Annotated in this window: 22 protein-coding genes; 18 read left to right on the top strand and 4 right to left on the bottom strand. The window is 71.9% G+C overall.

The window, feature by feature from the left end:
• Positions 1-37: 37 nt before the first annotated feature.
• Positions 38-1012, top strand: a complete 975-nt coding sequence (locus AB0J87_RS19365) for an alpha/beta hydrolase (protein ID WP_363966912.1) — start codon at positions 38-40, stop codon at positions 1010-1012.
• A 37-nt stretch (positions 1013-1049) separates the two neighbouring features.
• A complete protein-coding gene (locus AB0J87_RS19360; protein ID WP_363966910.1) occupies positions 1050-1655 on the top strand; it encodes an NAD(P)H-dependent oxidoreductase in 606 nt (201 codons plus the stop codon).
• Positions 1656-1827: 172 nt separating this feature from the next.
• Here the strand turns inward: AB0J87_RS19360 and AB0J87_RS19355 are convergent, their stop codons facing one another.
• Both AB0J87_RS19355 and AB0J87_RS19350 read right to left on the bottom strand, forming a co-directional pair.
• A complete protein-coding gene (locus AB0J87_RS19355; protein ID WP_363966908.1) occupies positions 1828-2238 on the bottom strand; it encodes a hypothetical protein in 411 nt (136 codons plus the stop codon).
• 124 nt (positions 2239-2362) lie between these two features.
• Positions 2363-3682, bottom strand: coding sequence for a serine hydrolase domain-containing protein (locus AB0J87_RS19350; protein WP_363966906.1), 1320 nt, complete (start codon positions 3680-3682; stop codon positions 2363-2365).
• A gap of 254 nt (positions 3683-3936) precedes the next feature.
• Between AB0J87_RS19350 and AB0J87_RS19345 the strand changes: the two genes are divergently transcribed.
• From AB0J87_RS19345 to AB0J87_RS19290, 12 genes are all read left to right on the top strand, one after another.
• A complete protein-coding gene (locus AB0J87_RS19345; protein ID WP_363966904.1) occupies positions 3937-4929 on the top strand; it encodes a LacI family DNA-binding transcriptional regulator in 993 nt (330 codons plus the stop codon).
• A 318-nt stretch (positions 4930-5247) separates the two neighbouring features.
• Entirely contained in the window at positions 5248-6144 is an 897-nt protein-coding gene (locus tag AB0J87_RS19340; RefSeq protein WP_350734011.1) for a sugar ABC transporter permease, read from the top strand.
• Entirely contained in the window at positions 6137-6964 is an 828-nt protein-coding gene (locus AB0J87_RS19335; RefSeq protein ID WP_350733998.1) for a carbohydrate ABC transporter permease, read from the top strand. Before AB0J87_RS19340 ends, AB0J87_RS19335 begins: the two co-directional genes overlap by 8 nt.
• Positions 6965-6986: 22 nt before the next feature.
• Entirely contained in the window at positions 6987-8267 is a 1281-nt protein-coding gene (locus AB0J87_RS19330) for an extracellular solute-binding protein (RefSeq protein WP_363966902.1), read from the top strand.
• 25 nt (positions 8268-8292) lie between these two features.
• The gene (locus tag AB0J87_RS19325) at positions 8293-9390 is read left to right on the top strand and encodes a Gfo/Idh/MocA family oxidoreductase (protein WP_350733994.1); all 1098 of its coding nucleotides are present in this window, start codon (positions 8293-8295) and stop codon (positions 9388-9390) included.
• Positions 9387-10292, top strand: coding sequence for a PmoA family protein (locus AB0J87_RS19320; protein ID WP_350733993.1), 906 nt, complete (start codon positions 9387-9389; stop codon positions 10290-10292). The genes AB0J87_RS19325 and AB0J87_RS19320 overlap by 4 nt, the downstream gene beginning before the upstream one ends.
• Positions 10289-11113 (top strand): cupin domain-containing protein, encoded by an 825-nt coding sequence (locus AB0J87_RS19315; protein WP_363966899.1) that lies wholly within the window; start codon positions 10289-10291, stop codon positions 11111-11113. The genes AB0J87_RS19320 and AB0J87_RS19315 overlap by 4 nt, the downstream gene beginning before the upstream one ends.
• A 58-nt stretch (positions 11114-11171) precedes the next feature.
• Positions 11172-15101, top strand: a complete 3930-nt coding sequence (locus AB0J87_RS19310) for a carboxypeptidase regulatory-like domain-containing protein (protein WP_363966897.1) — start codon at positions 11172-11174, stop codon at positions 15099-15101.
• A gap of 5 nt (positions 15102-15106) precedes the next feature.
• Positions 15107-16138 carry a LacI family DNA-binding transcriptional regulator gene (locus AB0J87_RS19305; RefSeq protein ID WP_363966895.1) on the top strand — a complete coding sequence of 344 codons (1032 nt, stop codon included), beginning with the start codon at positions 15107-15109 and terminating at the stop codon, positions 16136-16138.
• Between the two features lie 54 nt (positions 16139-16192).
• Positions 16193-16672: a hypothetical protein gene (locus tag AB0J87_RS19300; protein ID WP_363966893.1), complete on the top strand. Its 480-nt coding sequence runs from the start codon at positions 16193-16195 to the stop codon at positions 16670-16672.
• Complete coding sequence (locus AB0J87_RS19295) at positions 16653-16976, top strand: transcriptional regulator (protein ID WP_363966891.1); 324 nt, start codon at positions 16653-16655, stop codon at positions 16974-16976. The genes AB0J87_RS19300 and AB0J87_RS19295 overlap by 20 nt, the downstream gene beginning before the upstream one ends.
• 52 nt (positions 16977-17028) lie before the next feature.
• A complete protein-coding gene (locus AB0J87_RS19290; RefSeq protein WP_363966889.1) occupies positions 17029-17751 on the top strand; it encodes a class I SAM-dependent methyltransferase in 723 nt (240 codons plus the stop codon).
• On the opposite strand, the gene AB0J87_RS19285 is transcribed toward AB0J87_RS19290, so the two are convergent.
• Together AB0J87_RS19285 and AB0J87_RS19280 are read right to left on the bottom strand one after the other, a co-directional pair.
• Positions 17748-18878: a hypothetical protein gene (locus tag AB0J87_RS19285; RefSeq protein ID WP_363966887.1), complete on the bottom strand. Its 1131-nt coding sequence runs from the start codon at positions 18876-18878 to the stop codon at positions 17748-17750. The two genes, AB0J87_RS19290 and AB0J87_RS19285, sit on opposite strands and share 4 nt — an antisense overlap.
• Positions 18878-19159 carry a hypothetical protein gene (locus AB0J87_RS19280; RefSeq protein WP_355201210.1) on the bottom strand — a complete coding sequence of 94 codons (282 nt, stop codon included), beginning with the start codon at positions 19157-19159 and terminating at the stop codon, positions 18878-18880. The genes AB0J87_RS19285 and AB0J87_RS19280 overlap by 1 nt, the downstream gene beginning before the upstream one ends.
• 145 nt (positions 19160-19304) lie before the next feature.
• Here AB0J87_RS19280 and AB0J87_RS19275 point away from each other — a divergent pair, with 145 nt between their 5' ends.
• The 4 genes from AB0J87_RS19275 to AB0J87_RS19260 all read left to right on the top strand — a co-directional run bounded on the left by AB0J87_RS19275 (position 19305) and on the right by AB0J87_RS19260 (position 25470).
• A complete protein-coding gene (locus AB0J87_RS19275) occupies positions 19305-19721 on the top strand; it encodes a YbaB/EbfC family nucleoid-associated protein (RefSeq protein ID WP_350733978.1) in 417 nt (138 codons plus the stop codon).
• Between the two features lie 93 nt (positions 19722-19814).
• Entirely contained in the window at positions 19815-21971 is a 2157-nt protein-coding gene (locus tag AB0J87_RS19270; protein ID WP_363966884.1) for a hypothetical protein, read from the top strand.
• Positions 21968-23092, top strand: coding sequence for a DUF58 domain-containing protein (locus tag AB0J87_RS19265; protein ID WP_363966882.1), 1125 nt, complete (start codon positions 21968-21970; stop codon positions 23090-23092). Before AB0J87_RS19270 ends, AB0J87_RS19265 begins: the two co-directional genes overlap by 4 nt.
• A gap of 170 nt (positions 23093-23262) precedes the next feature.
• Positions 23263-25470 (top strand): transglutaminaseTgpA domain-containing protein, encoded by a 2208-nt coding sequence (locus AB0J87_RS19260; protein ID WP_363966880.1) that lies wholly within the window; start codon positions 23263-23265, stop codon positions 25468-25470.
• Positions 25471-25476 lie beyond the last annotated feature (6 nt).

The following is a 25476-nucleotide window of genomic DNA, read 5'->3' as shown; positions in this document are numbered from 1 at the left end:
GTATCGATACTTGAGGTAGCGAAACTAGGGGGGACACATGGGCGAGGTCACCGCAACGGAGCGGCCGCCGCTGGGCATCCGGTTGATGCATGCCCTGGGAAAGGAGCCGGACTGGTTGGCGATGACGGCCGAAGAGCTGGTCGTCTTGCGCGATGCGGTGAACCGCAAGCGGTCGTCCCGCCTGGCCCGGCTGATCACCGGATTTCCGGACCGCGGCGCCACGATCCGGTGGCAGGAGGTGGCGCTGCACGACCGCAGGCTCCGGGTCCGGGTGTACCGGCCCTCGGCCGGGCAGGCCGGCTTGCCCCTTGTGCTCCACGTGCACGGAGGCGGGTTCGTGGGTACGGCGGTGCAGAGCGACTGGGTCAACAGCCACCTCGCCGCGCGGCTGCCCGCGGTCGTCGTCTCGGTCGAGCACCGCCTCCTCGACCAGGAGACCCCGCTGCCGGCGGTCGTCGACGACGGCTGGGACGTGCTCCGGCACGTGGTGCGGCACGCCGGGCAGTGGGGAGTCGACCCGGCACGGGTCGCCGTCTTCGGTGAGAGCACCGGCGCGTTGGTCACGGCCCTGGCCGCGATCCGGGCCAGGGAGTCCGGCCTGCCCCTGCGGGCGCAGGTGCTGGTCAACGCCGCTGTCGACCTGACCTCGGCGGGGTTCGACCTCGCCTCCATGCGCCGGCACGCCCACGGCCCGGGCCTCACCATGACGCAGATGCGGCTGTTCCAGCGGCTCGCCGTTCCGCCCGGATCGGATCCCCGTACGGTGTCGCCGCTGTATGCCGGCGACCTGGGCGGGCTGGCCCCGGCACTCGTGGTGGTGCCGACCATCGATCCGGTGGCCGACCACGGCCGCTGTTACGCCGAACGGCTGCGGGCGGCCGGGACGCCCGCGCGGCTCACCGAACAACCCGGAGCGACGCACGCGTTCCTCAGCATGCCGGGCGTGGTGCCGCAGGCGAAGGCCGCGCGGGCGGAGATCGCCGCGTTCCTCGGAGAGGCCTTCACCGGGTGAGGATCCAGGAGTTGCGTGAGCGCACGAGAATAGGTGCGTGACTCACGTCCACATCGTCTACGCGCACCCGAGCGAGCGAAGCTTCACGCGCGAAGTTCTCGACGCGTTCCTGGGCGGGCTCGACGACGCCGGCCACACGCGTACGGTCTCGGACCTCTACGCGATGGACTCCCGCTCGGAACTCACATTGGAGGAGTACGAGCGTGAGTCCGGCCGCCGCGTTGACGCGCGCGTCCCCGATGACGTCGCCGCTGAGCAGGCCAGGCTCAATGCCGCCGACGTGTGGGTGTTCGTCTATCCGGTGTGGTGGACGGACTGCCCGGCGCGGCTCAAGGGCTGGTTCGACCGCGTGTGGACGACGGGATTCGCGTACAAGCCCCTAAGCGTGCGAGTGGCTCGGCAGGCGCTCGTCCTGTGCACGGCCGGGTACAGCGTCGCCGAGCTCGACGCGTCGGGTTGCCACCAGGCGATGAGGACCACCATGCTCACCGACCGGATCGGCGAGCGGGCGAAGGCGAGCGAGCTCGTCGTGTTCGGGGGTTCGGTGCTGCGCGATGGCGAGGGCGCCGGCGATCCCGATCACTGGGCCGCCGTCAAAGCCGGGCACCTGGCACGGGCGGCCGAGCTGGCACGGTCCCTCTGACCAGCGGCGGTGGGTCAGGGACCGCCCTCGAAGTCCCCAACGCGGCTGCGGCGACCGAGCGCCCGCCCGTTGACCGACGAAGCGGCGGGCCCGCTGAAGCGCGGAAAGACCCGGCGCGCGGGGCGCCGGGCCTGGGGACCGCGTGTGGAGGTGGGTCAGGAGATCAGGCGGTTTAGTAGATGCGGTACTTGCGGCCGCAGTTGTCGAACTTGCCGGCCCAGCAGGTGAACGTGTAGACCTTCTTGATCCCCTTGCCGCTCCAGCTCCCGACCACCTTGCCGTCGAACGAGCGGTTGAACTTGTGCCAGCTACCGTTCTGGTAGAACTCGAACCACACCCAGCCCTTCTTACCGCCGACCTTGTCCACGCCGTACCACTTCGTGTGGACCACGTGGCCGCTCTTCCACGTCTTGCCGAACGTGTAGGCCTTGCGGTCGCTGGAGAAGAACTTCCCCCAGCTCGTCCCCGTCGAGGTGGTGGCAGCAGTGGTGGCGGTGGCGGCCTGGGCGGCGACCGGGCTCAGGGCGAGGCCGGTGACGGCCATCGAACCGGCCAGAGCCGCGATCGCAAGAGTCTTACGCATTGGGTTCCTCCCCGTTTGTCGTGCACCGGTTGATCCGGCAGCAGGGACATTACGGAGATTCCATGCGATCAACTGTGGACAAATCCGCACTCCGAGAGTGATGGGCAACACACCTGCCAGGCGATCAACGGACTGCGGCAGCGAGCCTGTCCGCCGGGAACGGGGTGAGCGGGAGCCGGGAGGACTTGGCCTGGGGCGCGGTGGTGCCGCACAGGGCCAGGAACAGGTGGTCGACCAGGGCGAAGTCGATCGGGCTCGGTACGATCTCGCCGTTCTCGTCGATCCGCTGGTACTTCGCGAGGTTGATCCCGAAGGACAGCTGGCGGCTGCCGTCCGGGCTGGACAGTGACTGCGTGATCATCCCGAACACGCCCCCGTCGTGACCCCAGAAGCGGCCGCACGGCAGGTCGAGGGAGTAGAGGCCGAGGCCGTAGTTGATCGCGGCCCCGCCGGCCAGCACCGTCACCGTCTTCTGCATCTCGGCGACCTGCGCGGCGCCGACCAGCTCGCCGCGCAGCAACGCGCGGTAGAAGCGGTTGAGGTCGTCCATCGTGGACACGATCGCGCCTGCCGTCCCGCCCCACGACATGTTGTAGACGCTGTAGTCGCGCGGCGGGTCGATCAGGCCGAACAGCGACTCGTACGCCTTGGAGTGCGGCCCCGGGATGACCGGGGTGCGCGGGAAGGACGTGTGCCGCAGGCCCGCCTTGCGGATGACGTTGCGGGTGATGTACCGCTCGGCGTCCGTGCCCGTCACCTTCTCCAGGAGCAGGCCGGCCAGGATGTAGTTGGTGTTCGAGTACGACCCGGGGATCGCCCCGGGCTCGCCGGTCGGGGCGGCGGCCAGGCCCATCCCGACCAGTTCCTTCGGGGTGAACGTACGGAAGCGATTGTCGTCCAGACTCTTGCCCGAGCCCTCCAGCAGCGACGGGAACGCCGAGCCGATGTAGTCGCCGATGTGGCTGGTGTGGTTGAGCAGCATCCGTACGGTGATCCGCTGGCCGCGGTCGCCGGGGACGAGGTCGGGGAGGTAGCGGCCGATCGGGGCGTCCAGGTCGATGGCGCCGCGCGCCACCTGCTGGAGGATGGCCACCGAGACGAACGTCTTGGTGATGCTGCCCACCCGGTGCACCATGTCGGGCCGTACGGGGCGGCGCGTGTCGACATCGGCCACGCCGGACGCGCCCTGCCAGGTCTGACCCTGGTCGCGAACCTGCGAGTAGATGCCGTACATGCCCGCCTCGTGGACGGCGTCCAGGGATTTCCGGAGCGCCTGCCGGTCCAGCCCGCCGTCCTGGCTCGTCCCGGTGGCGCTCGTCGTCTGCGCGGCGGCCGGTGCGGTGAGGGTCGCCGCGGCGAGCACGGCCCCCATCCCGGTCGCGAGGGCCAGCCGTCCGGCACGGCCCACGGTCGATAGCAGTGTCCTGAATCGGAGGGATGTCATGGTCGTCAGCATGATTGAGCCGGGCTCGCGAGGTTAGTCCGCTGTGTCACCGGGTCCCCATGAGCCGTGTCACCGGGTCCCCATGACACGGGTCATCCCGAACCCATGACACTCTCGGCCTTACGGACGATGCGCCCGGCGGGTGAGCGGGCCCGCCGATCCGGTACGGGTACTCTTCTAAACCGGTCTGTTCACCGTCGGAAAGGACACTGCGGATGCCCCATGCGGCGAGGCCCACGGTCACGCTGCACGACGTGGCCGCGGCGGCCGGAGTCTCGATCTCCACCGCGTCCAGGGTCCTGGGCGGCAGCACGCGTAAGGTGGCGCCCGAGAACGAGGCCCGCGTGCTGGCCGCCGCGGCGGCCCTGCGGTACACGGTGGACGCCTCGGCCAGGGCGATGCGCCGGGCCAGCGACTCGATCGCGCTCGTCGCCGACGACCTCACGACGCCGTCCATGGCCGTGGTCGTGGCCGCGATGGAACGGGAAGCCCGCACGGCCGGCGCGTTCGTCACCGTCTCGTCCACCATGGGAGCGGTCGAGCGGCAGCTCGAGACGGTCCGGGTGCTGCGCTCGCTGCGGCCGCGCGCGCTGGTGCTGACCTCCAGCCGGTTCATGGCGAACGCGCTCGGCGGGCGACTGCTGAAGGAGCTCGGTTCGTACGAACGGGAGGGCGGCCGGGTCGTCATCGTCGGCGAGACGGACATGACTTTCGACGCGATCGGATTCGACGATTTCGCGGCCGGGCACTCGGCGGGCGCATTCGTCGCGGAAACCGGGCACCGGCGGGTGGCGATATTCGGCGGCGCTCGCGAGCTTCGCAACATGGGCTCGCGTACGGCCGGTTTCATGGCCGGACTTCGCGCCGGGGGCCTTGACGATCGGGATATCCGGATCGTTTATTGCGAAGTCAGCCGCCAGGGCGGATTCGACGCGGCGCGGCGGCTGGCGGGGGAGGGGATGTCCGGCACGGACGCGGTTCTCGCGGTCAACGACACCGTCGCCATCGGCGCGATGTCGGGATTTCGCGCCGCCGGGCTGGCGGTTCCCGAGGACGTTTCCGTGACGGGCATCGACGATATTCCGCTCGCCGGGGATGTGACGCCGCGATTGACGACCGTCGCGCTTCCGCTGGCGCAGGCGGGGGTGGAGGCGATCCGTTTCGCACTGGGAAATGTGGGTGCGGGGCGGCGGCTCACCCTGGAAGGGCGGCTGATCGTGCGCGAAAGCACCCGCCCGAGGAAATAACCCCTGCGCTTATGCCCGCTTCCGGGGGTGGTGGTGGCGGCACCGGGCCCGCCGAGTTGTGATCCGCTGGCGGATTCGCGACTGGGGCTCGGTCCCAGGGGCGCCGGTCGATGGTGGTGGTGCCGGGGCCGTGAGTGCCGCCCATGGCGGTGGCGAACGGGTCGCCGCACCGGGCGCGCTCGGGCGCTGTAGTCGGTCGGTAACACCCTTGACGCGTAGGTAACGCGCGTGCAAACTGCGGAATACGTTTTCCAACGGAATACGTTTTCCAGCAACCCCAGGAGGTCACGTGTGAGTGCTCTCGGCGAGCTCCAGCGCATGCGCAAGGGCAGCCGCGGACCCCTCGGCGGCGGCAATCGGGACAACAAGGCCGCCTTCGCGTTCCTCGCCCCCTGGTTCGTCGGCCTGCTGCTCATCACGGCCGGCCCGATCGTGGCCTCCTTCGTGCTGGGCTTCACCGACTACAACCTCATCCAGCCCCCGACCTTCAACGGCCTGGACAACTTCGCCCGCATGCTCACCGACGTCCGCCTCCACCGGGCGCTCGGCGTCACGCTGATCTACGTCGTCGTCTCCGTCCCGCTGCAGCTGGCCGCCGCCCTGGGGCTGGCGCTGCTGCTCGACAAGGGGCTGCGCGGGCTGGCGTTCTACCGGTCGGCGTTCTACCTGCCGTCGCTGCTCGGCTCCAGCGTGGCCATCGCGGTGCTGTGGCGGCAGATCTTCGGCGCCGACGGCCTGGTCAACCAGCTGTTCGGCATCGAGGGCCGCGGCTGGATCTCCGACCCGGACACCGCGCTGTCGACGCTGATCATCCTGAACGTCTGGACGTTCGGCGCCCCGATGGTGATCTTCCTGGCCGGGCTGCGCCAGATCCCGAGGATGTACTACGAGGCGGCGGCCACGGACGGGGCGGGGAAGTGGACGCAGTTCAGGAGCATCACGATCCCGCTCCTGTCACCGATCGTCTTCTTCAACCTGGTCCTGCAGATCATCCATGCGTTCCAGTCGTTCACGCAGGCGTTCGTGGTCTCGGGCGGCACCGGCGGGCCGTCCGACTCGACCCTGTTCTACACGCTCTACCTGTATCAACGCGGGTTCCACAACTTCGACATGGGGTACGCCTCGGCGCTCGCCTGGCTGCTCCTGGTGATCATCGCCGGCTTCACCGCCGTCAACTTCTGGGCCGCCAAATTCTGGGTCGTTTACGATGACTGAACTCCGAAAGCTGATCAAGCACGCCGCCCTCATCCTCCTCGCCCTGGTCATGCTCTACCCGGTGCTGTGGATGGTGGTCAGCTCCCTGAGGCCCGACAACGAGATCTTCCGCCGCCCCGGCCTGATCCTCGACGGGCTCCAGACCCAGAACTACGGCGCCGGCTGGACCGCGCTGGCCTCCCCGTTCGGCCACTACCTGGCCAACTCGGCCATCCTCGTGCTGGCCTGCATCATCGGGAACCTGGTGTCCTGCTCGATGGCCGCGTACGCGTTCGCCAGGCTGGAGTTCACCGGCAAGCGCCTGTGGTTCGCGATCATGCTCGGCACCATCATGCTCCCGATCCACGTGATCATCGTGCCGCAGTACATCCTGTTCTCCCAGCTCGACTGGGTGAACACGTTCCTGCCGCTGGTGGTGCCGAAGTTCCTGGCCACGGACGCGTTCTTCGTCTTCCTCATGGTGCAGTTCATCCGCGGCCTGCCGCGCGAGCTGGACGAGGCGGCCAGGATCGACGGCTGCGGCCACCCGAGGATCTTCCTGCGGATCATCCTGCCGCTGATGCTCCCGGCGCTCGCCACCACGGTGATCTTCACGTTCATCTGGACCTGGAACGACTTCTTCAGCCAGCTCATCTACCTGACGGACCCGGAGATGTACACGGTGCCGGTGGCGCTGCGCTCGTTCGTGGACGCCACGGTCTCGACCTCATGGGGATCCATGTTCGCCATGAGCGTGGTGTCCCTGGCCCCGGTCTTCATCGCCTTCCTCGTCGGCCAGCGCTACCTCATCCGAGGCATCGCCACGACCGGCGGCAAGTAACCCCCCGCGAAGAGGAATCATCATGCGACGAATAGCCCTCGCCATGGCGTCGGTGCTCATGCTCAGCGCGTGCGGCAGTGGCGGCAGCGCCGGTCAGGAGCTGTCGAAGGATCCGGTCACCCTCCGTTTCACCTGGTGGGGCGCGGACGAACGGCACAAGCGCACCCAGCAGGTCATCGACCTCTTCCAGAAGAAGTACCCGAACATCACGGTCAAGGGCGAGTTCAAGGACTGGAACGGCTACTGGGAGAGCCTCGCGACCACGGTGGCGGCCAACGACGCGCCGGACGTCATCCAGATGGACGAGCTCTACCTCTCCTCGTACGCCGAGCGCGGCGCCCTGCTCGACCTCGGCACCGCGAGCAAACACCTCAAGACCGCCGACTTCGACAAGTCCGCCCTGGACACGGGCGTGGTCAAGGGCAAGCAGTACGCGCTCCCCGTCGGCCTGTCCACGTACGCGATCGTCGCCAACACCGACCTCCTCGACCAGCTCAAGATCAAGCTGCCGGACGACGACACCTGGTCGTGGGAGGACCTGAAGAAGGTCGGCGACGAGGTGTCGAAGGCGGGCGGCGGCAAGGTCACCGGCCTGCAGTCGCCGGGCTTCGACGCGGGCGGGCTCAACATCTGGGCCAGGCAGGCGGGCGCGGCCCTGTTCGACGCGAACGGCAAGGTCGCCGTCCCGCCGGAGGTGCTGGCCTCGTACTGGACCTACGTCAAGGACCTGGCCAAGCAGGGCGTCACGCCGTCGCCGTCGGTCACCATCGAGCGGGCCGGCGGCTCGCTCGACCAGTCGGGCACGGCCACGAACGCCTCGGTCTTCGCCACCTGGTGGAACACCCAGCTCAGCTCGCTGACCACGGCGAGCGGCGCCAAGCTGAAGCTGCTCAGGCTCCCCGGCGAGACGCAGGCCAAGTCACCCGGCGCGTACTTCAAGTCCTCGATGTACTGGTCGATCTCGGCGCGCAGCAAGCACCCGGCCGAGGCCGCGCTGTTCGTGGACTTCCTGGCCAACAGCCAGGAGGCGGCCGACATCCTGCTGACCGACCGCGGCGTCCCCGCGAACAAGAAGATCCGCGCGGCCATCACCCCGAAGCTCACCGAAACGGACAAAGCCGCTGCGGAGTATCTGGACGCCGCCAAAGTAGGGCAAGCCCCTAGAGTGACCCCGAACGGCGCCAGCGATCTCGAAGCCATCATCAAACGGCACACGGAAGAGGTGCTGTTCGACCGGGAGACGCCGGAGCAGGCGGCCAAGTCGTTCATCACGGAACTGCAGGCCGAGATCGACGGCGCCTGACAGACCCCCACATAGGAGCAACATCTTGAGTCAACGGAACTACCGGGCCGCGATCGTCGGGACCGGCGCGATCGCCCACGCGCACGCGCAGGCCCTGCTCGGGTCGGGGCGGGCCGAGCTCGTGGCGGTGGCGGACGTGGACGCCGGGCGGGCGGGCGAGTTCGCCGGGAAGTACGGCGGGCCGAGCACCCACGCGAGCCTGGACGACCTGCTGCGGGAGGAGCAGGTGGACCTCGTCCACCTGTGCACGCCGCCCCAGCTGCACGCCCCGCTGGCCATCGCGTGCCTGGAGGCCGGGGTCACGGCGCTGGTGGAGAAGCCGCCGACGCTCTCGCTCGCGGAGTTCGACGCGGTGATCGAGGCGGAGCGCCGCTCGACGGCGCACGTCGCGACCGTCCTGCAGCATCGCTTCGGGGCGGGCGCGCTCCGGCTGCGCCGGCTGCAGGAGGCCGGCGAGCTGGGCCGCCCGCTGCTGGCCACCTGCAACACCCAGTGGTACCGCGACGAGGCGTACTACGCGGTGCCGTGGCGCGGCACGTGGGAGTCGGAGGGCGGCGGCCCGACGATGGGGCACGGCATCCACCAGTTCGACCTGCTGTTCTCGGTGCTCGGCCCGTGGCGCGAGGTCACGGCCGTGGCCGCCCGCCAGGCGCGCCCGGTGGACACCGAGGACGTGTCGCTGGCGCTGGTGACGTTCGAGAACGGCGCCGTGGCCACGATCGTCAACTCCGTCGTGTCCCCGAGGCAGACCTCCCAGCTCCGTTTCGACTACGAGCGCGCCACCGTGGAGGTGGAGCACCTGTACGGCTACACCGACGACGACTGGACCGTGACCCCGGCGCCGGGCCAGGAGAGCGTGTCGGAGCTGTGGGCGCAGGGGCGCACGACCACGTCGAGCGGCCACGACGGCTGGCTCGCCGCCGTCTTCGACGCGCTCGACCGGGGTGAGGCGCCTCCGGTCACCGCCGAGGACACCCGCCGGACGATGGAGTTCATCGCCGCGCTGTACACCTCCGCCTTCACCGGCGAACGCGTACAGGCCGGACAGATCACTGCTGACAGCCCGTTCGCCCGGCGCATGGACGGCACGGGCGCCCCCTGGGAAAAGGTGAGGAACCCGTGACCCTGCAGGCCACGCACGCGCTCGGCCGGTCGGTGACCGTCGCGGCCGGTGACGTCGAGCTGTTCACCTACGTCTACAGCCCCGACACGCCGGTGCTGGAGTCGCCCAAGCCGTACCTGCACCCGATCCGCACCCTCGGCGGCCGGCTCGTGTCGCTGTTCAGGCCGCACGACCACGTCTGGCACAAGGGCATCGCCTGGTCGCTGCCGCACGTCGGGGAGCACAACTTCTGGGGCGGGCCGACGTACGTGCACGGCCGGTTCTACGTGCAGCTCGAGAACAACGGCAGCGCCACGCACCGCGAGATGACCACCCTGGCGGCCACCGGCGAGCGGGTCGAGCTCGGGCACACGCTCGACTGGGCCGCGCAGGCCGGCGACCCGGTCATCGAGGAGCGGCGCTCGCTGGCCGCGCACGTCGTGGACGAGGCCACGTGGGCGCTGGTGTTCGACACGGAGATGACCAACGTGTCGGGCGGCACGCTCGCGTTCGGCTCCCCGACCACGAAGGGCCGCGAGAACGCCGGGTACGGCGGGCTCTTCTGGCGCGGGCCCCGGTCGTTCACCGGCGGGATCATCCAGTCGCCCGCCGGCGCGGGCGGGGACGAGCTGCGCGGCACGCGCGCCGAGTGGTTCGGCTTCCGCGGCCGGCACGACGAGAGCGGCGACCACTCGACGGTCGTCATGGTGGACGCCGCCGACAACCCGCAGCACCCGCCGCAGTGGTTCGCGCGCAGCGAGGACTTCGCCTGCCTGTGCCCGGCGCCGTTCTTCAGCGAGGAGGTCGAGCTGCCGGACGGGCAGTCGCTCCGGTTCCGGTACGCGGTCGTGATCGCCGACGGCGACCGGGGCGAGGAGGGCACGGAACTGCTGGCCAAGCAGGGGAGGGCGGCGCTGGCATGACGTTCCCCGGAGGCACGTCCGTCAGCCGCCTGTCGGTCTACTCGGGCAGCCCGTGCGCCGACGGCCTGGAGGGCGGCACGCCGCACCTGCACACGGCCTCGACGGAGGCGTACGTGGTCATCGGCGGGCACGGCACGCTGCAGACGCTCGACGTGAACGGGCTGCGCGAGACCGCGCTGAGCGCCGGGACGACCGTGTGGTTCACGCCCGGCACCATCCACCGCGCGGTCAACCGCGCCGGAAATGGGGGCGGCCTGGAGGTGGTGGTCGTGATGTCGAACGCGGGCCTGCCCGAGGCCGGGGACGCGGTCATGACGTTCCCCCCGGAGATCGTGGCCGACCCCGAGCGCTACCGCCAGGCCGCCACCCTGCCCCCGTCGCCCCCGTCCGGCGCGCTCCCGACCGGCGGGCCTCCCGCGTCCTCCACACCCCCCGAAGGACTCGCGCCCGGTGCGGCGGGCGCGCTCCGTGACATCGAGGAGGCCGTACGGCGCCGGCGCGAGCTGGCCGTCGAGGGTTTCCTGCGCCTGGCCGACGCCGCCGCCGACGGCGACCTGGCCCCGCTGCACCGCTTCTACGACCACGCCATCGCGCTCGTACGCCCCAAGGCCGCGGCCTGGCGCACGATCTGGGAGGGCACGGTCGCCGAGGAGACCCGCCGCACCGCCGGGATCCTCGACGCCCTGGAGCGCGGCGACGGCGCGCACCTGCGGCGCTCCGCCCTGATGGAGAGCCCGCCGCACGACCGGTGGGGCATGTGCGGCAACCTCCGCGCGCACGACGTGGCCCACCCGATCATCCACACCCCAGAACCGAGCTGATCGCCCACCGGCGCGTCCCGCGAGGGGCGCGCCGAAATCACCCCCCAGGAGCCCGGCGATGTTCCCCCAACTGCTGACCGCTGCCATGATCCTGATATCCACCCCGCCCACGGCCACAGTCACGGCCACGGCGGGCACCACGTACTACGTAGACGCCGCGACGGGCGACGACTCGGCCTCGGGCCTCGACCAGGCACACCCTTGGAGGAGCCTGGGCAAGGTGAACGACACCACGTTCCGTCCGGGCGACCGCATCCTGCTGCGCGCCGGACAGCGGTGGACCGGCCAGCTCTGGCCCAAAGGCTCGGGCGAGAGCGGCGCGCCGATCACCGTCGACAGGTACGGCGAGGGCGGCAAGCCCCGCATCGACGGCGCGGGCCAGGTCGGCGACGCCGTCCGGCTGTTCAACCAGGAGTTCTGGACCATCCGCAACCTGGAGGTCACGAACGAGGTCCCGCCGACGGGCACCCCCGGCGAGAACCTGCGCGACCTGCGCGGCATCCACGTCTCCGGCGACAACAGCCAGACCCTCGACGGCTTCGTCATCGACGGCGTGGCCGTGCACGACGTCACCGGCCAGGTCAACTGGATCAGCGGCAGCACCGACAACAACGCGCCCGGCGTGCGCTTCAAGACCGGGTGGGACGGCTCGAAGAAGACGGGCGGCATCGTGTTCGACACGACGGTGCCGGACATCCACACGCCGCCGGACAGGGCGACCGTGCTGAACGACGTGGTCATCCAGAACTCCACGGTCGCCAACACCTCGTTCGCCGGGATCGTGTTCAAGCAGTACACCGGGGACGGCAAGAACGACGCGGGCGAGACGATCGCCACGGCCACCGGCTGGGGCACGCGGCAGAACGCCGACGACCCCAAGTTCACCCCGCACACGAACATCGTCATCAGGAACAACCACGTAACCCAGGCCGACACGGCCTACGGCTGCAACGGCATGTACCTCACGAACGTCCGGGGCGCGCTGGTCGAGCGCAACGTCGTCTACCGGGCGGGCACCTCGGGCATCGAGTCGTACTACGCCGACGACGTGACGTTCCAGTTCAACGAGGTGTACGAGACGCAGCAGAAGGCCGGCGGCGCCGACTCCAACGGGATCGACCCGGACAAGGGCACCACCCGCCAGGTCGTGCAGTACAACTACCTGCACGGCAACGGCGACGGCGTGCTGCTGTGCCAGTTCGCGTTCGGTGACGCCGTGGTCAGGAACAACGTGATCGCGAGCAACACCCGCTACCAGATCTACCTGCACTCCGACCGGGCCGCGACCGCCAAGGTCCACAACAACACGATCTACAACGACAGGAGCGACTACCTCATCTACGGGTACGGCTCCTACATCGAGGCCCGCTACGACATCTCCAACAACCTCCTGTACTCCACGCGCCCGGCGACGCTGACGACCAGCCCGACCATCGCCTACAGCCACAACCTGTACGGCGGCGCCGACCTCGCGGTCCCGGACGGCGACACCGGCGCCGTGGTGGCCGACCCGCTGTTCGCGAAGGCGCCGCCGACCGGCCCGTACGGCACCCCGGAGTCGGGCCCCCGGCTCGACACCGCGTACGGCCTGCGCGTCTCCTCCGGCTCGTACGCGATCGACGCGGGCGCCGAGATCACCGGGAACGGCGGCCGCGACTACGCCGGGACCCCGCTCTACAACGGCGGCGCGGACATCGGCGCCTTCGAGTACACCACCGCCCAGGACGCCACCACCGAGTCCGTCACCGGCACCGCCCGCACCCCCTCGGGCGCCCCCGTCGCGGGCGCGACCGTGACGGCGGCGGGCAGGACGGCGACCACCGGCGCCGACGGCCGCTTCGCGATCAGGGACCTCCCCTTCGCCGACGGCGTCGAGGTGGCCGCCGCCAGGAACGGCTACGCGAGCGCCACCGAGACCGTGAACGTGCGCCCCGGCAACACCGTCACCGTCCGCCTGACCATGGCCTCGGCCGGCACGGTCGGCTCGGTCGCCGGACGCGTGCTCGACCAGGCCGCCCGCCCGCTGCCCGGCGCCACGGTCACCGTCAAGGACGGCGGCCAGGCGCTCGCCACCGCGACCAGCGGCCCCGACGGCGCCTTCACCGTGGAGGACGTCCCGGTGGGGGAGGGCTATCTGGTCCAGGCCGCGTCCGGCGGATACGTGACGGCCAGCCGGTCCGGGCTGACCGTGGAGGCGGCCACGGCGACCGACGCGGGCGCGCTGCTCCTCGTCCGCCCGATCCCGGACTACGTGGCCGTGCACGACTTCGACGACCTGCCGACCGGGCCGCTGACCAGCGGTGACGGCCTCACCGTGAGCTCCACGGGTGGGAGCGTCGAGGTCGTCGAGACGCCGGGCGGCAAGAGCCTGAAGCTCACCCGCACCGCGAACAGCGGCAGCACCAGTGTCTCCCGGACGTTCGCGCTCAAGGGCGTCGTGACCGTAGAGGCCCGCGTCATGAGCGAGCAGCCCTACACCTCGGGCAACCACTGGTGGTCCGTCCCCTATGTCAGGAACGCGAGCGGTCAGAACGCCGTCAGCCTTGCCTTCACCAAGAACACGATCGTCGCCTACGCGGGCACGACCACGCGCACGGTGGGCGCGTACGAGCCGGGCCGCTGGTACCACGTCAAGGCCGTGATCGACACCGTCAACCAGCGCTTCGACCTGCTGATCGACGGCCGGAAGGCGCTCGAAGGGGCCGCGTTCAGGACCGCGATGGACACCGTGGCGCAGATCGACTACTACGCCAACAGCACCAACTACGGCGGCATCCACCTCGACGACCTCCGGGTCGCCCAGGGGGTCGGCCTCGCCCGCGACGACACGGGCCTGCTCAGCGTCGACACCAGCCAGGGCGCGCCCGACGGCGACGTGCTGGACGTGCCCGCCCGGGTCACCGAGGTGGAGGTGACCGCCGTGGCCCGCAGCCCGTTCGCCAGGTCGGTGAGCATCTCCGGCGAGCGCACCGCCGGCGCGCAGGCGACGCGGAAGGTCACGCTGGGCGCGACCGGGGCCGAGGTGCCCGTCGTGGTGACAGCCGAGGACGGCACCGAGGCCACCCACACCCTCCAGATCAGGCGCCGCCCGCTCGCCCAGGACACCACCCTGTCCGGCCTCGTCCCGGACGCGGGCACGCTGGAGCCGGCCTTCGACCCCGACGTCCTCGCCTACGCCCTGACCGTCCCCGGGGACCGGGTCGTGTTCACGCCGACCGCGCTCAACCCGAAGTCCGCCATCACGGTCCAGGGGCAGCCGGTCGCGAGCGGCGCCGCCGCCCCGCCCGTGCCGCTCCCGGTCGGCGACACCGAGGTCGCGGTCAAGGTGGTCGCCGAGGACGGCACGGCCGACGCCACGTACCGGATCAAGGTCACCCGCCCCGAGCCCCAGCTGCCGCAGGACGGCGCCACCGCGCCGCCCGCGCGGGCGGCGCTCTCGACCACGAGCGGGTGGCGGAACGGCCTCCACGACGGCACCTACGACGTGACCATGAACCTCTGGTACGGCGTCAACGCCAGCGTGTTCGTCCTGTACGAGAACGGCAAGGAGATCGCCAGGCGCGACCTCGCCCCGAGGACGCCGTCGGCCCAGAAGGCCACCGTCCCCGTCACCGGCCGCCCCAACGGCACCTACGTCTACACCGGCGAGCTGCTGAACCAGGCGGGCCGGACCGCCACCACGTCCGTGCGGGTCGTCGTGACCGACGCGAACCCCGGCGAACCCGTGCTCAGTTCGGACAACTGGGACGGCGACGGCGAGTACACCATCCGCATGAACATGTGGTGGGGCACCAACGCCACCTCCTACCGCCTCTACGAGGACGGGGTCCTCGTCGACAGCCGGCAGCTCGACGCCGCCACCCCGGCCGCGCAGAGCGCCGCCACCGTCCTGTCCGGACGGCCGGCGGGGACGCGCACGTACGTGGCCGAGCTGGCGAACGCGGCGGGGGTGACCAGGAGCGACCCGCTGACTCTGGTGACAGAATGACCCGTATGGAGGAGGGGTCCACGGCCCCGCCCACCCTGCACGACGTCGCCCGCGAGGCGGGCGTGTCCATCGCGACGGCGTCGCGCGCGCTCAACGGCAGCACGCGCAACGTCAGGTCCGAGAACGTCTCCAGGGTGCGCGCGGCGGCGGCCAAGCTCAACTACGAGCCGCACCTGTCGGCGCAGGCCATCGCGAAGGGTTCGACCAGGACCGTCGCGCTGGTGGTGCGCGACGTGGCCGACCCCTACTTCTCCTCCATCGCCGCCGGGGTCACCCAGGCGGCCGAGGCCGCGCAGCTCATCGTCACCATGGCGGTGGCCGACGGGTCGCCCGAGCGCGAGCTGGAGATCGTCAGGACGCTGCGGGGCCAGCGGCCGCGCGTGATCATCGTCGCGGGCAGCCGGGTGGCGGGCTCCGCGACCCGGGACACGCTCATCGAGGAGCTGGAGGAGTACCGGACGGCGGGCGGGCGGGTCGTCATGATCAGCCAGCGGGACCTGCCGTTCGGCACCGTCACGATCGACAACCACGGCGGCGCCCGCGACCTCGCGCGGGCGCTGGTGGAGGTGGGATACCGGCGCTTCGCCGTCTTCCACGCCCCCGGCGAGCTGCGCACGTCCCGCGACCGCCACGAGGGCTTCCGCGCCGGGCTGGGCCCCGGCGTGCCCGAGCCGCTGGCGATCGAGACGGCCTTCACCCACGCGGGCGGCTACGACGCGGCGCGCCGGCTGGTGGAGCGGGGGTTGGAGGACGTGGAGGCGGTGTTCGCGGTCAACGACGTGATGGCCATCGGCGCCATGACGGCCTTCCGCGACGCCGGGGTGGTCCCGGGCGCGGACATCGGGGTGGCGGGCTTCGACGACATCGCCTCGGCGCTGGACGTGGTGCCCGCCCTCACCTCCGTGGCGGTGCCGCTGCGGGAGGCGGGCTTGAGCGCGATGCGGCTCGCTCTGTCGGACGAGGAGAGCGCGGACGATGTGCGGCTCCCGGCCCGCGTCGTCCTGCGCGAGAGCACACCCGGCACCACTTTCCTATGAGGAAAGTAGATGGTACTTTCCTCATAGGAAAGTAGTCGACCACGGGGGTGGCTCATGAATCCGCAGGATGCCCAGGCTTCGCTCAACCAAATCCGGGCCTTCCAGGACAGGACCCGAGAGGAAATGGTCCGCAAGATCTTCCCCTGGTCTTTTGTGATCGTCTCGGCGCTCGGGCTCTTCGCCGTGTTCACGTCGATCGATCTCGGGCAGCCTTGGGACTCCCTCGCTCGCGGGCTGGGGCTCGCGGTGTTCATCGGCTCCGGACTCCTGCACTCGTTCCGGGTCACTGTCCAGCCGAGGCCCACGGCTCCGATGATCGGGGTCTTCATCGGCATGACGCCCATTCTCTTCGTGTTCTTCGTCATCGGCCGGATCGCCGGCTTCGCCTTGTTCGGTCTGCCGGCGCAGGGATTCCTGTCGCAGGCCATGGTCGGCGGTGCCCTGGCGGCCGTGGTGTACATCGCGGTCATGCCCGTGGTTCGCAGGATCATCACGTCGATTGCGCTGCAGGCTCATGGACCCGCAGTTCGATGAGTTCCTGCACGTGCCCGCGCGGCTGTCGGTGGTCGCGGTGCTGGCGCCGGCCGACTGGGTCGACTTCGGGTTCGTCAGGGACACGATCGGCACCAGCGACTCGGCGCTGTCCAAGCAGGTCTCCGCACTGGTCGGCGCCGGGTACGTGGAGGTGCACAAGGGGCAGGACAAGCGGGCGCGGCGCACGTACGTGCGGCTGACCCCCGCGGGACGGCTGGCGTTCCAGCGGCACGCGGCGGCGCTGGAGCGGATCGTCGCGCTCTCCCGGATGCCCGCGCCGGACGGGCCGCCCCCGCCCGAGTGACCGGGCGAAAAGGACGTGCGGAACGGCCGGTCCCCCGGGCACGATCATGCCCATGGAGTATGAGGAGCTGATCCGCGACGCGCTGGCCACGCCGTTCGAGGGGTGGGACTGGGCGGTGTTCCGCGGCCGGATGACCACGGCCGGCGACCTGCCCTGGGACTACGAGCGGCTGGTGCGCGACCGGCTCCCGCGCACGCCGTCGCTGCTCGACCTCGGCACCGGAGGGGGCGAGCTGCTGGCGTCCCTGGCGCCGCTCCCGCCGCGCACCGCCGCCACCGAGGGCTACCCGCCGAACCTCCCGATCGCCCGCGACCGCCTGGAGCCGCTGGGTGTCGAGGTGACCGAGTCGGCCGGGCACTTCCCCGACGGCTCGTTCGAGCTGATCATCAACCGGCACGAGTCGTACGAACCGCACGAGATCCGCCGCCTCCTGGCCGGGGGCGGCACGTTCGTCACCCAGCAGGTGGCCGGGTGCGACCTGGAGGAGCTCAACGCGGCGCTGGGCGGCCCGCCGCACGAGGACCACGCCTGGGACCTCGCCGGCGCGGCCGCCGCGCTCGACGCCGCCGGACTCGAGGTCACCTGGAGCGCGGAAGCCGGCTACCCGGTCGTGTTCCACGACGTCGGAGCGCTCGTGCTCTACCTGCGGGTCGTCTCCTGGCAGGTCCCGGGCTTCGACGCCGGCGCGTACGAGGACCGCCTCCGCGCCCTGCACGATGACATGCCGCTCCAAGCGACCGCCCGCCGTTTCGCCCTGACGGCCCGGCACCGTTAACGGTCAAGCTGCGGCGGCGGCGAGGAGGGGGCGAAGGGCACCGCGAGCCGGAGCCCCACGCTGGGCGCGAAGCCCAGCAGCGAGCTCTGCGCCATCGGCGGCAGCTTCTTGAACCAGGCGGGCGACGGCACGCCCCACTGGCCCCGCGCCGGGTTGAACAGCCGCCCGACCGCACCGTTGAAGCCGCCCGCGATGCCGCTGAACAGCGCCACGTCCCCGAGCGTGGCACTCCACGACTTGCCCTCCACCCTGGCGTTCCAGAAGGCCGGCACGCCGCCCGCGAGGGCGCCCATGGCCACGTTGTTCACGAGCGGGCGGCTGGCGGCGAGCCCGGTGAAGTACTTCGTCTGGCCGAGGGGCCCGGTGAAGCCGGCGACGGTGGAGGCGTTGGCGGTCTGGGCGAGGGAGAGGATGGAGATGTCGAGGGGGTTCTGGCCGAAGACGCCCCTGGCCACGCCGCCCGCCAGCAGGTTGCCGCCGAACGACCAGCCGTGGATCTGGCCGTACTTCCCCAGGGCGGCCAGGGCCGTCTGGCGGAAGCCGCCGCCGGCGTACATGCTGAGGCCGCGTACCAGGCCCGACCTGCCCATCATCGTCGTGAACCCGCGCATGGCCGCCGCCGCGGCGGCGCGCACCGCGGCGAAGCGGCTCAGGATGCCGGTGGCCGTCGCCGCCCCGCGGGCGGCGGTCGCGGCGCTGGACGCCCACACCGCGAACGTGCTCAGGCCCGCCGCCGCCAGCGACGCGACGACACCCGCGGACACCGACGCGATCAGCGAGGTGATCAGCTGGTTGAGCGCCTCCCTGGTCTTCCTGGACGCCTCCACGGCCTGGTCGAGCACGTCGGCGGCGTCGCCGAGCCGCTCGGCCGCCGTGGCCCGGAACTCGGGGGCCAGGTAGCCGCGCCACTTCTGCCGGAACATGTCCGCGTCGCCGCCGATCCACCCCTGGAGCGAGCCGGGGATGGGGGAGAGCGCCGGCTCCAGGCCCTCGATGCCGCTCTTGAGCCGGCGGCAGGCCGCGGCCATGGCCAGCAGGCGCTGCTCCTGCTCGTCGTCGCCGATCGAGGCGACGGTGTTCTTCAGCGTGTTGACGAGGTCGACGACGGGGGCGAAGGGCCCGGACATCAGCCGCCTCCCAGCCGCTCAGCGCTCTCCCGCAGCCCGGTGGCGGTGTCGTCGAGCTTGGCCACCAGGTCCTTGGCGAAGCCGAGCAACTCCTGGTGGTACTCCCGGTACGACTCCTCCAGCTCCTTGCCGCCGCGCTCCAGAAGGCCGAAGCAGCCGTCGGCCGGCGCGGCATTCCGCTCGAAGTCGGGCAGCAACGGCTTCAGCGCGTCCCGCGCGTCCTCGCACCGCTTTCCCGCGGCCAGGAGCGCGCCCGGATCGATCCGGATTCCACCGCTCATGAAATGGCACCTTTCCCACGGATTAGCCGCTGAGAAATCTGCCATTAATCCATTAGTCAGAGCAATGAAACTTCGCATGCTTCAACTTTTTCCGAAATGGCGGGCCTCCCCCGTACTCTCCCGTCGCAGAGACCCGGGAGGTACGGTGAACGACTTCGACCCCGAAGAGCTGGAACGGATCACCGCGCGGGCGGAGGACATGCTGGCCCGCGTCGAGGAGCTCAGGAGCGAGATCGACGTGGTCGTCGGCCACGGCGAGGCGGCGGACGGTCAGGTACGCGTGACCGCCGGCGCCTCGGGCCGGCTCATGGACGTCGTCCTCGCGCCCAGGGCCATGCGGCTGGACAGCCAGAAGCTGGCCGAGGCCGTGCTGCGGGCCGCGCAGGAGGCCCAGGACGACGTCGCCGCCAAGGTCGACGCCGTCATGGCGGAGACGCTGGGCGGCGCGCTGCCCGGCAGGGAGCTGCTCGACGAGCAGTTCGGCAGCGTGCTGGAGTCGTTCGAGTCGTCCATGGACGAGCAGTTGCGGGCCATCGACGATCGGACGCGTGACAGCCGGTGATCGGACACTTCCAGGTTATTTGAAGGAACCTCGCGATCCGCGGACGCCCCCCTAGGGTGTCCGCGGGCACGTACACGTACGGGATGTGAGTCGGTGGCCATTCGGTGGCGGAATGCGGCGGGACGGCGGGCGGCGGGAATCGTCGCGGGCGCCCTCGTCGCCGTGCTGGTCGGCGTCGGCCTGTTCCTGGGCCAGGGCGTCTCCAGCGCCCGCCCCAAGCTCGCCGACGTCGGGGCGTGGCTCGGCAGCGCGCTCAACGGTGAGGTGGTGCACGCCAACGGCCTGTCCGGGCAGCTGGACGGCCGCGTGGACCTGGCCTCCGCCGAGGGCGAGCCGCTCAAGGTGGTGCAGGACGGCAACAACGTGCTCGTCATGGACTCCACGGGCAAGGTCGGCCGCATCGACCCCACCCAGCTCGAGGTCGCCCAGACCAACACGCTCGGCGCGGGCGGCATGCAGATCGTGATGGGCGGCGGGAAGGCGTACGGGGTCGACCCGCGGGCCGGCACCGTGCAGCAGCTCGACCCGCTGACGGTGAGCACGATCGGCTCCCCGCTCACCCTCAAGGCGCCGCTCGGCCAGGCCGGCCTCGGCAAGGACGGCACGCTGTGGGTGCCGGTGCCCGAGGAGGGCACGCTGGTCCAGGTGAAGGACGGCCGGCAGGTCAAGGCCGTGACGGTCGGCGAGCCCGGCGACCCGCTCACCCTGACGCTCGCGAACGGCGCCCCGCTGGTCACGAACTCCGCCGCCGCCTCCGCCATGCTGATCGGCCCGGCGGGCACCCGGCTCCAGGTGTCCCTGCCCAGCACGGTCACGGGCGCGGGCGGCGGCGGGCTGCTGGTCCCGGCGGTGGCCGAGAGCCAGATCGTGCCGATCCTGGAGCCCAGGAAGGGCGCGCTCGTCCTGGTCGACACCGCCGGCGGCGGGCTGACCACGGTCTCGGTGAAGGGCGGCAAGCTGGGGGCGCCGCAGGCGCTCGGGCGGCGCGTCTACATCGCCGACGAGAGCAAGGGCCGGCTCATCGTGTACGACACGGTGGCCAAGGCGTTCGAGCCCGAGAAGGTCGTCACGGGCAAGGCGGGACCGCTGGAGGTGTTCGTCAAGGACGGGCTGCTCTGGGTGAACGACCAGTTCAGCGAGACCGCCCTGGTCATCGAGCAGGACGGCAGGGGACACCGGGTCGGCAAGTACGACGAGGCGCTCGGCCAGAAGGACACGCCGACGCCGCTGCCGATCCCGACCTACACACCCTCGGTGGTGCAGCCGACCCTGGTGCCCACCCGGTCGACCAGGCAGCCCACCGGGAAGCCGACGTCCGTTCCGACGAAGACGAAGACGGCCGTGCCGACCGTGACCGTGACGAAGACCCCCACCCCGACCCCCACTCCTACGGACACGCCGACTCCGACCCCGACGCCCACTCCGACGCCGACCCAGACCCCCGATCCGCCGGGATCCGTGACGGCCAAGTCCGGGCCCGGCTGGATGGAGGTCACCTTCACGCCGTCCCGCCAGGGCACGGTCAAGGCGTACACGCTCAAGGGCGCGGCCGACGTCACGCCGTCCCGCGTGCAGCCCGACGGGCCGTACCAGTTCCGGGTGAACGGCGGCCGGTGCGACCAGGAGTACACGTTCCGGGTGGTCGCCGAGTGGTCCGGCGGCGAGGTGGAGTCCCAGCCGTCCGTGCCCGTGCGCCCGTGCGTCGCGCCGGGGCAGCCGTCCGGCTTCGCCGCCAAGGGCAAGAACCATGGCGCCGACCTGACCTGGTCCGCCCCGGAGAACGCGCGGGACGGCGGCGTCACGTACACGCTGGACGGGCCCGGCAACCACCCGGGATCGCCCGACGGCACCAGCGCGGAGGTCACCGGGCTCAAGAACGGCCAGTCCTACACCTGGACGCTGCGGGCCAAGAACGCGGCGGGCGAGAGCGAGGAGCGCGCGGAGGCCACGGCCGACCTGCGCCCGCCGTCCGCCCAGTTCAGGAACGCCAACAACAACAACAGGGACACCCTGATCCGCTCCGGGCCCAGCGCCGGCGCCGAGGCGGGGCGCATCCCCAAGGGCGAGTACATCACGATGACCGTGCTCTGCCAGCAGAAGGGCGCCGCCTTCACCGACACGGACACGGGCATGAGCAGCGACGTCTGGAACAAGGTGGAGTCCGGCCGCGGCAACGGGTGGCTCAACGACGTGCTGATGGACACCCCGAAGGGGGGCTTCCCCGCGGCCCCGCTCTGGGAGTGCGAATGATCACCAGGGCGGGGTGGGGCCTGGCGGCGGCCTCGGTGCTGGTCTACGCCGTGGGGGCGCCGTTCGGGTACGCCCAGGCGGCTGTCCTCGCGGTGGCGGGGCTGGCCGCCGTGGGCGCGGGCGCGCTGTGGACCCTGCGCGGCGCCGGGCTGGACGTGCGCCGGGAGCTGACGCCGGTGAAGGTGGCCAGGGGCGACCCCGCGGTGGCCCTCCTGCACGTGCGCAACACCGGCCGCCGGCGCCACGCCGGGCTGGTGGCCCGCGACACCTGCCGGGGGACGTCCGTCACGGTCGAGGTGCCGGCGCTGGCGCGCGACACTGCGCGGACGGTGTCGTACCGGCTGCCCACCCGGCGGCGCGGGGAGACGCCCGTCGGGCCGCTGCTGCTCGACCGCACCGACCCGTTCGGGCTGGCGCGGCGCTCGATCGCGTACGGGCGCACCGACCTGCTCCTGGTCCGGCCGCGTACGGTGCCGCTCGCGCCCCCGCACGCCGGCCGCCGCAGGCACCTCGACGGGCTCGACTCGCGCTCCGCGCCGAACGGGGCGATCAGCTTCAACGGGCTGCGCGACTACGTGATCGGGGACGACCTGCGGCACGTCCACTGGCGCTCCACGGCCCGCACCGGCGTCCTCATGGTCAAGGAGCTGACCGACGTCAACCTGCCGAGCACCGTCACGGTCCTGGACACGCGGCACTCGTCGTACGAAGGGGACGACGAGTTCGAGCTGGCCGTGGACGTGGCGGCGTCGGTGGCCTGCGCGGTGGCGCGCGACCGCTTCCCCGTGCGGCTGCTCACGGGGGCGGGGGAGCTGCTGCACTCCAAGGGCGGGCCGGGCGAGACCGAGGAGGTCCTGGACCGGCTCGCCGTGGTGGAGCGCTCCGAGCAGGCGGACGCGCCGCTCCACGCGCTGCGGCGGGCGGGCTCGGGCGGGGCGCTGGTGCTGGTCAGCGGCTCGTTCGACGGGCTCGCGGACGCGGCGGCCGTGCGGCGGCGCTTCGACGAGGTGCTGTTCGTGCGGGTGGGCGAGCCGGTGGAGGGCGGGCGGCCCGCGGCGGCCGGGGTGACGGTCATCGAGGTCAGCGACCTGGCGGAACTGGCGGCGGCATGGCCTCGCTAGCCGGTCCGCCGCCCCCCGACGTCGCGGTGCCGCAGGGGCGCACCGCGACCCCACCGGACCCCGCCCCGGAGCCGGCAGGCGCCTCGGGTGTCGGACCAGCGTCGGGTGTCGGACCAGCGTCGGGCATCGGACCAGCGTCGGGTGTCGGATCGGCGTCGGGCGTCGGGTCCGTGTCGGGCGGCGGGTCGGCGGGTGGCGAGCCGGTGGGGGCGCCGGGACCGGGGCCGGTGCGGGGGCTGGTGTCCGTGGGGGTCGTGGCGTTGCTGGCCGCGACGGCCGGGCTCGCGTTCGACGGGGTGTTCCCGTTCGCCGCCCTGCTCCCCGTGGTCGGCCTGGCGGTCGGGGTGCCGTGCGTGCTGTCGGTGGCGCTGTACGGCCGGTTGCCGCTCTGGGGAACGATCCCGGTCAGCGTGCTGGGCTGGCTGGTGGCGGTCTCGGCGACCCTGTTCAGGTCGCAGGCCTGGCTCGGGTTCCTGCCCGGCCCGGCCGCCGTGCGCGCGGCGCTGCTCGGCGTGCGCGACGCGGGCGGCCGGCTCCTGACCACGATCCTCCCGGCGGCGCCCGACAGCACGGCCGTCGTGCTGGTCAGCTTCCTGGTCTGGGCCGCCGCCCTGGCCGGGGCGGAGATCGCACTGCGGTCCAGGTCCGTCATGCTGCCCGCCCTGGCCGCGCTCCCGGTGCTCGCCGTCGCGGTCGTGCTGGGGGTCGCCGGGGCCGGGTCCGTGGTGCCGTACGCGGCGGTGTTCGCCGGGCTCACCCTGCTGCTCGGCCTGGTCAGGGCGGCCAGGTCGGCGGGGACGATCGCGGTGGGCGTGCCGCTGCTGGCCTGCCTGGTCCTGGCCGCCGTCGTCACCGCGCCCGCCCTGCCCATGGCCGAGCGCCCGTACGACGTGCGCCGGCTCGTCGAGCAGCCCCCGCCGCGGCCGATCAACGGCGTGAGCGCGCTCGACCAGGTGTCGGCGTGGCTGCAGAACCCGCAGCGCGAGCTGTTCACGGTCGGGACCGCCTCCGAGGCGAACCTGCGCCTGGCCGTCCTGGACACCTTCGACGGGGTCACGTGGACGTCGGGCGCGGGGTTCGTCCCCACCGGCGGGCGGGTGCCGGGGCAGGAGGGCGGCGGGGATCTGGTCACGCAGCGGTTCACCCTGCGGAAGCTCCCGGGTCCGTGGCTGCCCGCCGCCGACCGGCCGCTGCTGGTGAAGGGCGCGGGCATCGTGGTCGATCCCGCGACGGGCATGCTGGCCGGCACGCAGGCGCGCGAGGGCATGACGTACGAGGTGACCTCGGGGATCCGCCGCTACACGGCGGAGGACCTGCGCGCGGCCGTCCCCGCCGCCGACCCGGCCGCGCTGCGGCTGCCGGACGGGCCGGACGGCCGCACGCCGCCGCAGCGGGCCCGCCTCCTCGCCATCGCCCGCCGCGCCACGGCCGGGGCGCAGAGCCCGACGCAGCGGGCCGCCCGGCTGGCGGCCTACCTGCGCAAGCACGCGGTGAACGACGTCAACGCGCCGCCCGGGCACGGCTACCGCAGCATCGAGTTCTTCCTGACGGAGTCGCGCAGGGGGACGACGGAGCAGTTCGCCGCCTCGTTCGCGCTGCTGGCCCGCGCGATCGGGCTGCCGAGCCGGATCGTCGTGGGCTTCCGCCCGGGAACCGGCTCCGGCCCTGGCTCCGGCCCTGGCTCCGGCGCTGGCGGGGTGCGGCAGGTGCGGGGTGGGGACGTGCTGGCCTGGGCCGAGGTCGAGTTCGAGGGGATCGGGTGGGTGCCGTTCTACCCGACGCCGTCGCGTACGCGCTCGGGAGGGGGCGGTGACGTGGCCGAGGGCGCGCCGAAGCAGGCGCGGGAGATCGAGCAGGCGATCAACAGCGACTCCTCCGAGCCCAAGCCGACCCCCACGGCCGCCAACCGGGCCACCCCGACCCCGTCACCGCGTCCCGGCGGCTCCGCGGGCCCGCTCGTCTGGGCGGCCGTGCCCGCCGCCGCGCTCCTGGTGTATCTCCTGGCCGTGCTCGTCGTGCCGCCGCTGAGGCGGATGCGCCGCCGCCGGGCCGCCGCACCCGCCGCCCGGGTGGTGGGGGCGTGGCGGCAGACGGTGGCCAGGCTGCGCGTGGCCGGGATCCCTGTGCGCTCGGACGCGCTGACGGCCGGCGAGGTGGCGTCTCTGGCCGAGTCCGTCCTGGGTCCTGCCGCGCGCGAGCCGCTCACGACGCTCGCCGACCTGGCCAACCTGGCGACGTTCGGGGGAGCGCCCGTGGACCAGGCGGACGCCGACCTCGCCTGGCGCCACTTCGGCGGCGTGGACGCGCTGGTGCGGCGGAAGGTCGGCCTCGCGAGCAGGCTCGCGCACCGCCTGTCGCCGCGATCCCTGGTGGGGTAGCCGGTC

Source organism: Nonomuraea sp. NPDC049625 (assembly GCF_040675285.1).
GTDB classification, from domain to species: Bacteria; Actinomycetota; Actinomycetes; order Streptosporangiales; family Streptosporangiaceae; genus Nonomuraea; species Nonomuraea angiospora_A.
The sequence above is the reverse complement of the archived record's forward strand: the minus strand, read 5'-3'. Positions and strand labels throughout refer to the sequence as shown.

What these genes read in the sequence shown, in the direction of transcription:
- AB0J87_RS19285 (WP_363966887.1), bottom strand. Translation starts at nt 18,878, where the DNA reads ATGTCCGGGCCCTTCGCCCCCGTCGTCGACCTCGTCAACACGCTGAAG.
- AB0J87_RS19365 (WP_363966912.1), top strand. Translation starts at nt 38, where the DNA reads ATGGGCGAGGTCACCGCAACGGAGCGGCCGCCGCTGGGCATCCGGTTG.
- AB0J87_RS19340 (WP_350734011.1), top strand. Translation starts at nt 5,248, where the DNA reads ATGCGCAAGGGCAGCCGCGGACCCCTCGGCGGCGGCAATCGGGACAAC.
- AB0J87_RS19310 (WP_363966897.1), top strand. Translation starts at nt 11,172, where the DNA reads ATGTTCCCCCAACTGCTGACCGCTGCCATGATCCTGATATCCACCCCG.
- AB0J87_RS19350 (WP_363966906.1), bottom strand. Translation starts at nt 3,682, where the DNA reads ATGACATCCCTCCGATTCAGGACACTGCTATCGACCGTGGGCCGTGCC.
- AB0J87_RS19265 (WP_363966882.1), top strand. Translation starts at nt 21,968, where the DNA reads ATGATCACCAGGGCGGGGTGGGGCCTGGCGGCGGCCTCGGTGCTGGTC.
- AB0J87_RS19280 (WP_355201210.1), bottom strand. Translation starts at nt 19,159, where the DNA reads ATGAGCGGTGGAATCCGGATCGATCCGGGCGCGCTCCTGGCCGCGGGA.
- AB0J87_RS19295 (WP_363966891.1), top strand. Translation starts at nt 16,653, where the DNA reads ATGGACCCGCAGTTCGATGAGTTCCTGCACGTGCCCGCGCGGCTGTCG.
- AB0J87_RS19330 (WP_363966902.1), top strand. Translation starts at nt 6,987, where the DNA reads ATGCGACGAATAGCCCTCGCCATGGCGTCGGTGCTCATGCTCAGCGCG.
- AB0J87_RS19335 (WP_350733998.1), top strand. Translation starts at nt 6,137, where the DNA reads ATGACTGAACTCCGAAAGCTGATCAAGCACGCCGCCCTCATCCTCCTC.
- AB0J87_RS19290 (WP_363966889.1), top strand. Translation starts at nt 17,029, where the DNA reads ATGGAGTATGAGGAGCTGATCCGCGACGCGCTGGCCACGCCGTTCGAG.
- AB0J87_RS19315 (WP_363966899.1), top strand. Translation starts at nt 10,289, where the DNA reads ATGACGTTCCCCGGAGGCACGTCCGTCAGCCGCCTGTCGGTCTACTCG.
- AB0J87_RS19305 (WP_363966895.1), top strand. Translation starts at nt 15,107, where the DNA reads ATGGAGGAGGGGTCCACGGCCCCGCCCACCCTGCACGACGTCGCCCGC.
- AB0J87_RS19300 (WP_363966893.1), top strand. Translation starts at nt 16,193, where the DNA reads ATGAATCCGCAGGATGCCCAGGCTTCGCTCAACCAAATCCGGGCCTTC.
- AB0J87_RS19355 (WP_363966908.1), bottom strand. Translation starts at nt 2,238, where the DNA reads ATGCGTAAGACTCTTGCGATCGCGGCTCTGGCCGGTTCGATGGCCGTC.